The sequence below is a fragment of the Ramlibacter sp. bp-362 genome, assembly GCF_054956735.1.
Genome location: NZ_JBUDXE010000026.1, coordinates 19,826 through 30,985 on the forward strand (window position 1 = coordinate 19,826; position 11,160 = coordinate 30,985).

10 protein-coding genes are annotated in these 11,160 nt (G+C 60.8%); 9 read left to right on the top strand and 1 reads right to left on the bottom strand.

Features of this window, described 5'->3' with window-relative positions:
- Positions 1-458 precede the first annotated feature (458 nt).
- The 9 genes from ACY0MJ_RS21660 (at position 459) to ACY0MJ_RS21700 (ending at position 10,375) form a co-directional block, all read left to right on the top strand.
- A complete protein-coding gene (locus ACY0MJ_RS21660; RefSeq protein WP_462640630.1) occupies positions 459-2,879 on the top strand; it encodes a UvrD-helicase domain-containing protein in 2,421 nt (806 codons plus the stop codon).
- Positions 2,880-2,888: 9 nt separating this feature from the next.
- On the top strand, positions 2,889-4,085 hold the full coding sequence (locus ACY0MJ_RS21665) for a PD-(D/E)XK nuclease family protein (protein WP_462640631.1): 1,197 nt from the start codon (positions 2,889-2,891) through the stop codon (positions 4,083-4,085).
- 223 nt (positions 4,086-4,308) lie between these two features.
- Positions 4,309-5,208: a hypothetical protein gene (locus tag ACY0MJ_RS21670; protein WP_462640632.1), complete on the top strand. Its 900-nt coding sequence runs from the start codon at positions 4,309-4,311 to the stop codon at positions 5,206-5,208.
- Positions 5,198-6,322, top strand: coding sequence for a DGQHR domain-containing protein DpdB (gene dbpB / locus ACY0MJ_RS21675; protein WP_462640633.1), 1,125 nt, complete (start codon positions 5,198-5,200; stop codon positions 6,320-6,322). The genes ACY0MJ_RS21670 and dbpB (ACY0MJ_RS21675) overlap by 11 nt, the downstream gene beginning before the upstream one ends.
- Positions 6,319-7,599 (top strand): tRNA-guanine transglycosylase DpdA, encoded by a 1,281-nt coding sequence (gene dpdA, locus ACY0MJ_RS21680; RefSeq protein ID WP_462640634.1) that lies wholly within the window; start codon positions 6,319-6,321, stop codon positions 7,597-7,599. Before dbpB (ACY0MJ_RS21675) ends, dpdA begins: the two co-directional genes overlap by 4 nt.
- Positions 7,583-8,668 carry a DGQHR domain-containing protein DpdB gene (dbpB, locus tag ACY0MJ_RS21685; protein ID WP_462640635.1) on the top strand — a complete coding sequence of 362 codons (1,086 nt, stop codon included), beginning with the start codon at positions 7,583-7,585 and terminating at the stop codon, positions 8,666-8,668. The genes dpdA and dbpB (ACY0MJ_RS21685) overlap by 17 nt, the downstream gene beginning before the upstream one ends.
- The gene (gene queC, locus ACY0MJ_RS21690; RefSeq protein ID WP_462640637.1) at positions 8,665-9,366 is read left to right on the top strand and encodes a 7-cyano-7-deazaguanine synthase QueC; all 702 of its coding nucleotides are present in this window, start codon (positions 8,665-8,667) and stop codon (positions 9,364-9,366) included. Before dbpB (ACY0MJ_RS21685) ends, queC begins: the two co-directional genes overlap by 4 nt.
- On the top strand, positions 9,363-9,998 hold the full coding sequence (gene queE / locus ACY0MJ_RS21695) for a 7-carboxy-7-deazaguanine synthase (RefSeq protein ID WP_462640638.1): 636 nt from the start codon (positions 9,363-9,365) through the stop codon (positions 9,996-9,998). Before queC ends, queE begins: the two co-directional genes overlap by 4 nt.
- On the top strand, positions 9,995-10,375 hold the full coding sequence (locus ACY0MJ_RS21700) for a 6-pyruvoyl trahydropterin synthase family protein (protein ID WP_462640639.1): 381 nt from the start codon (positions 9,995-9,997) through the stop codon (positions 10,373-10,375). The genes queE and ACY0MJ_RS21700 overlap by 4 nt, the downstream gene beginning before the upstream one ends.
- Here the strand turns inward: ACY0MJ_RS21700 and ACY0MJ_RS21705 are convergent.
- Entirely contained in the window at positions 10,372-10,986 is a 615-nt protein-coding gene (locus ACY0MJ_RS21705; protein WP_462640640.1) for a hypothetical protein, read from the bottom strand. The genes ACY0MJ_RS21700 and ACY0MJ_RS21705 overlap by 4 nt on opposite strands.
- Positions 10,987-11,160: the final 174 nt, after the last annotated feature.

Consider the following 11,160-nt stretch of genomic DNA (forward strand, 5'->3'; position numbering starts at 1 on the left):
GCGAATCAACGCACATCCTGATGTCGCTTGCAAGGGAACGTCCGCCGTGCCTATTTTTGCGCGGTGACGCCCGAATCTGAGCGTCTCAGACCGGTGTGCGCAGTCGGATGGCCGTTACGCGTTGCGAGCCGTCTCAGGCCAACTTCAAGACAGGAGCCCGCAAGGCGTGCGGAGTTCCAAGCGACATCGCCGATCGCATGTGTTGACCGAGTGGCTGTTGGCGGGTGACTTCGAGCCCGCCACCTCTGACGGAGTGCTTCGGCTTACCCGCTGTAGGCAGTCGATCTGTGCGTTCCGGTTAACTACTAGGGCGCCTGCAGACGGAACTGGTGGAGTCGCCTGCAGTGTTCTGGCCCTTGATGCGTCCTCCCGCCCATGTCCGTGCCGTAGTCGCTGCAGGTGATATGTAGGATGATCTGCACCGGCTCTAAGCCACCGTAGTTCTTGGGGGAAGAGACGTGATCGATATCAGCGAGTTCCTCGCAGCCGCGGTCAACCCGGCGGTCCTGGACAAGAAGCTCAATCCAGAGCAGATCGAGGCGGTTAAGCACGGTCGCGACCCAGCCTTGATGATCGTGGCCGGGCCAGGCTCCGGCAAGACCACAGTGCTCGTCCTTCGTGCGCTTCGGCACGTCTTGGTCGACGGATACGAGCCAGAAAACGTCCTTGTCACCACGTTCACTCGGAAGGCCGCTGGCGAGTTGCGAGACCGTCTCATCGACTGGGGCACCCGGCTCATTGCGCACTTCATCAAGGCGAAGCACTCCGACGCCTTGCTGGTCCAGCGACTGCATCGGATCGACATCAACTCTTTCCAGACAGGAACCTTGGACAGCTTCCTGCAGGACTGGCTGCGCGCAATCCGGCCCGTTGGAGAGCCAAACCGCATCATGCTCGAACAGTTTGCGGCGAAGTTCATCTTCCGCCGCAGGATCTTCGGCGGAGCGATTCAAGCCGCGCCGTTTGGGAGCCCGCCGTCACCGTTCTTCGAGTACTTGGGTCAATTCAATGGAGGCGACGCTCCGCGGACCGTGGCAGATGCCGCGGATAAGTCGTTCGAGCTAACGAATAGGCTGATTCAAGACTTGGTTGACATTGACCAGTGGGTCAAGGCCGGCACCACCCCGGGAGAGAAGGGCCTTACTGCAGAACAGATGCAGTACGACCTGTTCAAGCGGTATCTCGAGTACTTGGACAAGCAGCGCATGGTGGACTTCTCCACCTGCGCCCAGCAAATCCTGCAGGCGGCTACGGCCGGCACCCTTTACCCCAACCCGTCGGTGCCAAGGATTCGCGCACTGCTTGTCGACGAGTACCAAGACACGAACCCGATTCAGGAGGCGATCTACCTGGAACTCGCCAAACGATCGGGGGCGGCTTTTACCATTGTTGGCGACGACGATCAATCCTTGTACCGATTCCGAGGCGCAACGGTCGAGCTGTTCACCAACTTCGCCACACGCTACCAGCAGCAGGTGTCGCCAACCGCTCCGCGGTTGCTGAACCTGATGCGCAATTACCGATCATCCCCAGAGATCGTCAACTTCTTCAACCAATTTGCCGCAGGCGATCCAAGTTTCGCGCCGGCGCGCGTCGCCGGGAAGCCGGTTGTCGTCCATACGCAGCCCAGCGAAGACATTCCTGTTCTCGGACTGTTTCGCGACTCACCCACGGAGATTGCCGAAGATCTGGCTGCCATGCTGCACGACATCTTCGCGGGCGGCGGGTTCACGATCCCCGGCACCAACGTGAAGATTGAACGAGACCCGAAGTGGGGAGCTCTGGGAGACGCGCTCTTGCTCTCGTCGACGGTGCGCGAGTTCAAGGAAACTGGAGAGCCGAGATTGCCGCACTTCCTGCGGGATCAACTTGAGCGGCGTGGTTTGGGTGTCTTCAACCCTCGCGGTCAAGATCTGCGCGACATCCCGAACGTCCGAGTGCTGCTCGGCCTCGTCGCGGAGTGCGTGGACGAGACAGATGATCGTCACATGGTCATGCACATGACCAACAAAGCGAAGGAGATCATCTCAGGTTGGCGTGAAGACGCTCGACAGTTCATCGGCACTAATCCGGCACCCAATACTGGAACTCGCGGGCTTCACCACTTCGTGCGTGCATGGAAGACGCGCACGCCTCAGGGGTCGAACAAGAAGTGGCCCGAGGAGTGGCCCTTGCTTGATTTGGTGTACAAGTTGATCGCATGGATGCCCGAATTCCAGGACGATCCTGAGCACCAGATCTACCTGGAAGCAATCACGCGCTGCATCGCTCAAGGTGGCAACTACTCGAAGTACAACTTGGACATCCTGAACTTGCCATCCACAAAGGCGGACGCGGATGTTCACAACGGCCGCAGCGCCAATGCCGTTTTCAGCGACGTCCTGGCGCCCCTCGCCCTGCGCGAAATCGATGTCGACGAGGATCTTCTGTACGCCCTCCCGAGAAGCCGGGCCAACGTCATGACGATCCACCAGTCGAAAGGACTCGAGTTTCCCGTTGTGATCGTGGACGTCGGTTCGGATTTCAGAACCAATCATGCGAAGCAAGCCTTCCGGCGCTTTCCTCGCAGTGCGAGTGCCCAGGCAGAGATGGAGGACTATTTCGCCCCGCACACCCCAATTGGCCCCTTCAGAACGGCGCGGCAGAAGCTGGATCGCACGTTCGATGACCTGATGCGGCTCTACTACGTTGCGTACAGCCGGCCCAAGCATGTCCTTGTTCTCGTCGGGACTCCGCAGTGCATGCAGTACGTCGGCAAGATCCCGAACGTGGCACTTTGCTGGCGAAGAGACGGCACGTGGACTTGGCGCCGAGACAACCCAGCGCTGAAGCGAGGTCATCCAGCCGAGCCGGAACTGCACCCCTTGCGTCTGATTTGAGGACACGCCATGAAGTTGAGCGCTCGCGAAGAGAACAAACAAATCCCGGACTACAGCCTCACTGGGGATCTGCTCTCCTACATGCGCTGTGCGAGGCAGTACCGCTACCAGAATGGCAGCGCATTGCCTCCTGCGCGCCCAGTCCAGCTCTGGTTCGGTGAGTTTGTGCACGGCGTCCTGGAGATGGCGTACACCATCTGGAAGGCTCATGAGTACAAGTTCCCGTGGCCTTTCACGCCTGTTGAGTGGGCAACACGGCAGGACGACCTTGGCCTCGCCGAGAACGACATCGGAGAGATCGGGCGCCGCGTCGAGAACACGCTGGCGGTGCAAGGCAAGTCAGCACGAAACGCTGCGGCGCGACGGTCCGCCTACGAGCGTGTGGCGCAGGCGATCAATCTGATCGGGCCGCATCTCTTCCCACTCGTCGAGTACGCAGAAGAACCCCTCACCGGGTCGCGTGAGTTGCTGCCCGGTGGCGCCAACGTTGCCTTGCGTGCGCAGCGGTACGGTCTCACCGGCGTTGTGGACGTGCTGACTGCCATCAAAATGAGCACGGTCCCGGCCGACAACATCATCCGTTCGGCGATCGAATCGGAGCTGAAGGCGCAAGGGATCACTCCGCCGGGTGAGTACGAGGTAATCGTCGATTACAAAGGCGCCGCGCGCCCGCCGGAGAGCCAAGACCCGCACGGGTACTGGCAGCAGCATGACTGGCAGATCCAGACGTACGGCTGGCTACGCCAGCGCAGACCAGATGCCAAGAAGGTTGTTGCAGGCATCCTTCTGTACGTCAACGAATTGCTGCCCAATGAGGACGATATGCGCGGCATGGCGGCCGAATTCAAGGCTGGCACGCTCAAGCCGATGCCTTCCAAAGGTTCGCCGGACTACAACGTGCTGAATCTGTGGCAGCCGGGCGTGGCAAGTGGCAACCTGTCTCGCGAATTCCGAGTTCGTAGGGCGTTGCGCGTGGTGGCCGTGACTCCTACCAGCATCGACCGATCATTGGCGGCCTTCGACAATGTCGTGCTCCAGATCGAGACCAACATCGCCAAGGAGGTGATGTCGGGCACCATCCGCCAGCAATGGGACGCCAATTGCTCTGACGACTCGACCTGCGTCGCATGCGACTTCAGGCCCTCATGCCCGAAGCCGGCAGGCGTCCCCGGCAACTACAAGATCCAGCCCCCGATGGCGCCGTAGGCGGCGCCTCGCAAAGTTCAAGTAGACCATCCGCGCGCCGACAGCGCCGAATTCCGGCCGCTCGCCGCTCACAGCGGCTTGCGCGACTCCTCCCAACGCTCGGGCCGAAGGCTGTGTAGCTGGCGCGCCACGCTTTGCGCTCACCCCAAGAAAATGCAGCGGCGGGTCTGGAGCTGAGCGGCGAGAAAATGCACAATATCGAAGTTGATCAACGTGCAATTTCATGCTACTCGTCGGGTCCTGCAGCGCCATAAAAAGACATCCGGCGCACCCTTTGCTGCGTGCTTCACAGGTGAAGGCCAGAACATTGCGCGCCTTCGCGACGGGTTGGCGGGACCGCATCACGTCGGTGGAGCCCACCACCCCGGCTCGCGACTTGTATGCTGGAGCCGGGACCGCGGCACTGCTGTCGGCGGCAGACACGGCTGATGCGCGCCTGCTCTTCGTCTCAGCAGGCATGGGGGTGGTCCGGGGCACTGAGCGCATCGCGTCGTACGACCTGACGGTCTCCCGCCAAGGGCCTGGACCGTTCTCGCTCCTGAAGGTCCCATACCGCCCGGTGGAGTGGTGGGCGGAAGTTCACCCGGAACGCCGAAGCCCGCTGTCTGACTACATCCGTGGTGCGGATGGCCACGTGGTGCTGGCGTTGCCGGCGACTTACCTGGAGATGGTCTCTGAGGACTTGTCCAGGCTGTCGCGGTCGCAAGCATCCCGCTTGAGAATCATCATCACGGCGGGCGCGAAGGTCAGTGGTGAACTGCGTGAGCAGTGCATCGCGTATGACTCCCGTCTGAACTCACTGGGCGCGCCGTACTCCGGGAGCATGTCCTCGCTCGTTCAGCGGGCGGCGCTTCACTTTGTGCTGGAGGTCGCCAGCGATGGACGTCTGAAAAGCATCGATGCTCAGCGCACGCGAGTTGAGCGCCTGCTCGCCGAGCAGCCGTACGTAGAAAGGGCCGAACGTCGTGCGCAGACAGACGCACAGATCGCTCGGCAGCTTGCTTCCATGGCCCGCAGACATCTGGCGCCGACCACGGCCCTCGCAGAACTGCGCTCACGGGGCATTGCGTGCGAATCATCCCGCTTCCGTCGCATCTATGACGAGGTCCGAGATGGCCACTAAAAAGGCACGCAGCCGTTCACTCGCCTTTGCCGCAGTGGAGTTCACGCAAGGACCACACAAGGTCTATGCCTTTGCCATGCCGGGCCGTCAGATCGCGGAGGTGGCAGACATCACTCGCATTGGGAAGGAGGGCAAGAAGCTTGTCGGATTCCAGCGTCGCGAGATTCAGGCTCACGTCCGGCAAATTGCCGACTACTTGAACAAGGGACCGAATCTCTTTCCAAACGCGATCATTCTCGCGGTGGCGCCAAGCGTGAAGTTCCACAAAGTACGCGGCCGCCTGACCGGCGTCACAAAGCCGGGCTACCTGCACATCCCGCTTCAGGAGCCGGGCGAAAGAGTCGCTTGGATCGTCGACGGTCAACAACGATCGATCGCCCTGAGCAAGTCGACTGCCAAGGAGGACCTGATGGTCCCGGTGGTGGCATTCGTCGCGAACTCTCTAGATGTTCAGCGCCAGCAATTCATCCTGGTCAATCGCGCCAAGCCGCTACCAGGGCAATTGATCAACGAACTGCTGCCGGAAACGGACGACGTCTTCCTGCCAAAAGATCTCGCGGCAAACCGGGTGCCGAGTGAGTTGTGCGCGCTGCTGCACTCCAATTCGCACTCCCCCTTCTACAAGCGAGTGAGCCGTAAATCTGAGCCTGCCTCGCAGAGGGAGTCGATCAACGACACGGCCGTGATCACCATGATTCGCGAGCGAATCAACCACCCGAATGGTGCTCTGGCGCAGTTCAAGGGCTTCAAGCCTGGGACGAGCAATGTCAAAGCGATGTACACCACGCTGGACGCGTTCTGGAGCGCCGTGGCCGAAGTGTTTCCGGCGGCCTGGAAACTGCCCCCGGAGAAGAGCCGCTTGACGCATAGCGCGGGCATTCGCGCAATGGGGGCGCTGATGGACCGCATCACAGCCCGGATGAATCCTGGAGCCAAGGATCTCAAGCTCGCCTACAAGAAGGAGCTTGCTCTGATCGCGAGGTCCTGCTGCTGGACGTCCGGCGTCTGGCCGCACATTGAACGCGAGTGGAACGCGATTGAGCAGACCTCCAAAGGCGTCAACGAGCTCACTCGCGCGCTCACCAGCATCTACACGGATTCGATCAAGGCATGAAGTTCATTTTCGCGGACGCTCGCGACCAGGTCGATCCAGACTTCGACTTTGAAGCGGACGAGAGTGCGCCAGGTCGGAACGCGCGCGACGATCTGTACCCACACGAGCTGTTTCCGACCCCGCCTTACGACGGAGTCCTGATCTCGCGCGGCGTGGTCGGAAGCTCCAAGAAGAAGGGCAAGTATCCGGACGCTCTCGCGATGCAACTCACGCGAGAAGGCGCTCGTTCGGTCTTGCGGATGAAAGGGCCCAAGTTCCAGAAGATGCCGATCTTTGGCGACTGCGGGGCGTTCTCATATCGGGACGAAGAAAAGCCCCCGTACTCACCAGCCAATACGGCCGAGTTCTACGCTGACTGCGGATTTACGCACGGCTGCTCTCCAGACCACATCATCTTCGAGTTCCGTAAGGACGGCGATGGCGATCCGCGGCCAACTGCTATGGAGAAGCTTAGGTACGACATCACGCAAGAGAATGCGCGTGAGTTCCTTCGCGAATCGAAGCACATCCCGAGGTTCGTACCGGTAGGGGTCGTACAAGGCTGGTCTCCCGCTAGCATGTCGGCGGCTGCGAAGGCCCTCGAGAAAATGGGCTACAAGTACATCGCACTCGGCGGCATGGTCCCCCTTGAGGCGCAGGACATCCTCCTGGCTGTACGCGAGATTCGCAAGCAGATCAGTTCGGCGACGCAAGTGCACATCCTCGGCTTTGCCAAAGCCGACGATCTACACATGTTCCGCGGCGAAGGTGTCGATAGCTTCGACTCCACGTCGCCGCTCATGCGCGCTTTCCAGGACGCCACTCGCAACTACTACGCACCTAAAGCCGATGGCGGATTGGAGTACTACACAGCGATCCGCATCCCCCAAGCCCTCGCGAACAACAAGCTGAAGTACGCCGTTCAAGAGGGGCGCGTCGACCTGGACGCATTGTCGCAAGGCGAAGAGTCTGCTCTGCGCTCCCTGCGAGCCTACGACTCCGGAAAGGCCAATTACACGGCCGCAAGTGAAGCCGTGCGCGACTACTTGCGCTTGTTCTACACCGCAGCGCAGGAGAAGCCCGCTGCCATTGAGCGTCGGCTGAAAGCCGTTGAGAAGCAAATGGAGCGCACCCTCACAGAAAAACCTTGGAAGGGGTGCACTTGCAAGGTCTGCAGAGAAGTAGGCATTGAGGTCACCATCTTCAGGTCAAGCAACCGGAACAAGCGGCGCGGCTTCCACAATTTGCACATCTATTACGAACACCTCCAGAAAGTACGAAATGGCGCGCGCCGCTGACACCATGAAGTTTGATGCGCTAGTCGCCCATCAAAGTGACAAGCACCAGGTCGTGATGATTCGAGCGACCGCCAAGCAAGTCATGCAGATCGCCCAAGTCGATCGGCTCGGACGCGCTGAAAGTGGCAAGTTGACCGGTTTTCAGCGTCCTCAGATCGCGGGGCACATCGCCGAAATTCGGCGCTATCTGTCCCAGACCGACGCGGTCCTCCCCAACGCCCTGGTCGTGGCATTCGCAGGCGGAGCCAGACTCGAGGCGGTCAAGGGCGCGTACGGCAAGCTGGTAGTCGACGTTGGCAGCATGCCGCAAGGCCTGGTTGTCGATGGGCAGCAGCGCCTGGCTGCCCTCGCTCAGTCCAAGCGAGCGGACTTCGAAGCCTTCGTCGCTTGCCTTATCTGCCGCGACCTGAACGAGCTGCGTCGGCAATTCATTCTCATCAACAATACGCGCCCACTACCCAAGTCGCTCATTTACGAGCTGCTCCCCGCAGTGGGAGAGCTCCCCGAACGTCTGTCATCCCGATCTCTAGCGGCGGCGATCACCGAGCGCCTCAACTTCACCGAGGGGAGTTCTCTGCATCGGATGATCAAGATGCAGACGAACCCAACGGGCATCCTGCGCGATACGGCGCTGCAGAAGATGATCATGAACTCCGAGACGGCGGGCGCGATCCAGCACTTGTCCCAAGGCAAGCGGAACGTCGAAGCCCCTGCAAAGCTGGTCGCCAACTTCTTCGCCGCTGTTAGGAAGACCTTCCCCGATGATTGGGAGGGTAAGAAGCCGACCACCTCTCGCCTCGTTCACAGCGCCGGCTTGGTGGCCATGGGTTACGTCATGGACGAGATCTATGCCAAACATGCCGAAGACTCCGTTGAGTCGTTCGAACGAGGTCTGCGCCCGCTGAAGGGCAAAACCGCTTGGAGCTCGGGCGCCTGGAACTTCGGCTCCGGTGACGTCACCGCGTGGAACTCGATCGAGTTCACCCCCCGGCAGTACATGCAACTGGCGGAGTACTTGGTGTCCATCATCCGCAAGCAGGCGCGCGGAAATGTCAGGAAGGTCGCATGAACCGGGACTCGGCCTTAGTTCTGTTCTCTGGTGGTCAGGACTCCACGACGTGCTTGGCATGGGCTTTGCACCGCTTCGATCGGGTCGAAACGATCGGATTCGACTACGGTCAACGACATAGGGTGGAGTTGGAGGCGCGGCAAGTCGTCCGTGAGCGCATCCTTGAAGCATTCCCGGGATGGCGGAGCAAGCTCGGGGACGATCACCTGCTAGCCATCCCCGTCCTAGGGGAGATCAGTGCGACCGCGCTGACGCGTGACGTTGCAATGAAGTTCGACAAGTCAGGGCTGCCAAACACGTTCGTTCCCGGTCGGAATCTGCTGTTCCTCACGCTCGCAGCCGCTGTCGCTTACCGGAGGGGCATTTCGGTAATCGTGGGCGGCATGTGTGAGACGGACTTTTCTGGGTATCCCGACTGCCGCGAGGACACCATCAAGGCGCAGCAGATCGCGCTGTCCCTGGGTATGGCGACACGCCTGCTTATCGAGACTCCGCTAATGTGGATCGATAAGGCTGCAACCTGGCAACTCGCTAGCGATCTGGGTGGCCAAGCGCTGGTTGACATCATCGTCCGAGACTCTCATACCTGCTACGCGGGCGATCGGCAGACGACGCACGATTGGGGTGTGGGCTGTGGAACCTGTCCTGCATGTGAGTTGCGGGCCGCAGGCTATCAGCGTTGGAGGGCTGCCGCGTGACGTACCAGGTCAAGGAAATCTTCTACACGCTGCAGGGCGAAGGCGGCAACGCCGGCCGGGCGGCGGTTTTCTGTCGGTTTGCGGGCTGCAACCTCTGGTCCGGCCGCGAAGCTGATCGCGCAACCGCGCAGTGCAGCTTCTGCGACACAGACTTTGTCGGCGTGGACGGCTCCGATGGCGGAAAGTTCGCGGCTGCTTCGGATCTCGCGGAGCGCGTTACTTCGCATTGGCCGACCGGTGCGTCAGGCAAGCGCTTGGTGGTGTTGACCGGGGGCGAGCCCCTGCTCCAGCTCGACGCGGCGCTGGTGCATGCGCTGCACGAGCACGGCTTCGAGATCGCGGTCGAGACCAACGGCACAGTGGAAGCGCCGGCGGACCTGGACTGGGTGTGTGTGAGTCCGAAGGCAAATTCGGTGCTGAAACTGCGGGCAGGCAGTGAACTCAAGGTAGTGGTCCCACAGCCCGGTCTCGATCTGGACGAACTCATTGAGTTGCCGTTTGACTACCACCTGCTGCAGCCGATGGATGGCCCCATGCTGAAACAGAATACAGCGTGGGCAATCGACTACTGCACGCGGGATCCGCGATGGCGGCTGAGCGTGCAGACACACAAGATGGTGGGAATCCGGTGAACTTCGAGCTCAGCCAACGCTTCTACTTCGACGCGGCGCACACTCTCGATCGGCAGGTCGAGGCCGAGCCAAGCCGCCGCATCCATGGCCACACATACCAGGTCGAGATCGGCGTGACCGGCGTCAAAAACGAGGGGACAGGCATGGTCCTTGACCTGGGCCTTCTGCGCCGCGACATCGCCGCGCTGCGCGACCAACTGGACCATCGGCTGCTCGACGACGTGCCCGACCTGGGGCCGCCCACCCTTGAGAACCTGTGTCTGTTTATCGCAAAAGAGCTGAAGACCCATGCGAGCCTGCTGACCGTGCGTGTGTGGCGCGAGTCTGTCGGCGACTCATGCACGTTGCGGCTGCCGGACTCAGGGCTCACCGCCTAGGGTGTCAAGCCCGGCGACTTCGAGCGCAGTTCCTTTGCCTTCTTGATCACCCCGCAGTAGATCCGCCAGCAATACCAAATCGCACCGAGCAGCACCGCATACGGCAGGGCAAGCTCCGGGGAGAAGGCTCCGTTGGGAATCTTGAAGCTCGGAAGCACCTCTTTGAAGAAGTGGACCAGAGCGACAAGGAGCGCGATCATGGCGCCGAACAGAAGTTGAATCCAGAAGTGCTGGACCATGTTCTCGGGCTTGCGGTGATCCAGAAAAAAGAAGTGGACGTGCGTGGCGTCCTGTCGTTCGAGGAACAAGCGCTCGAGATTGGTGATGATGACGAGATTGCGGTCAAACCATCCGTAGGCGTCGAAGACGTTTGCGCAGAACCAGCCACACAGCAGCAGCGCGATCGCTGTCGCCAAGTGGATGGAGATGACGCTCTTTTCCTGGAACGCGAAGGCCGCGTAGGCTCCACCGAGAAGAGCCACGCTCTGCCAAAGCAGCAAGACATGCCGGTTCAGGTGGTTCGAGGTCTGCCGGTACATTTCGAGGAGGAACTCGGTGCGCGGAAGATCCACGGCACTTGGTTTCGGACTGGGGGGCTGGGGCGTGCTCAAGGCGACTTGCTCCTGGGTCTGGTATGGGCTTGCGGCGCGGGATGTGAACTGCCGGTGGCTATATTTCAGCACGCAATTCAACCGCGGAGAGGAGCTCTGAACCGCGCCGGCTTTCCCGGAGGCTCCTACACTTGAGACGGAGCCATGAGAAAGTCAAAGAAGTTTTCCCCCGAG

Bases quoted from the DNA above. Each gene is read 5' to 3' on its own strand.
- ACY0MJ_RS21665 (WP_462640631.1), top strand. From the start codon at position 2,889: ATGAAGTTGAGCGCTCGCGAAGAGAACAAACAAATCCCGGACTACAGC.
- ACY0MJ_RS21670 (WP_462640632.1), top strand. From the start codon at position 4,309: ATGCTACTCGTCGGGTCCTGCAGCGCCATAAAAAGACATCCGGCGCAC.
- dbpB (WP_462640633.1), top strand. From the start codon at position 5,198: ATGGCCACTAAAAAGGCACGCAGCCGTTCACTCGCCTTTGCCGCAGTG.
- dpdA (WP_462640634.1), top strand. From the start codon at position 6,319: ATGAAGTTCATTTTCGCGGACGCTCGCGACCAGGTCGATCCAGACTTC.
- dbpB (WP_462640635.1), top strand. From the start codon at position 7,583: ATGGCGCGCGCCGCTGACACCATGAAGTTTGATGCGCTAGTCGCCCAT.
- queC (WP_462640637.1), top strand. From the start codon at position 8,665: ATGAACCGGGACTCGGCCTTAGTTCTGTTCTCTGGTGGTCAGGACTCC.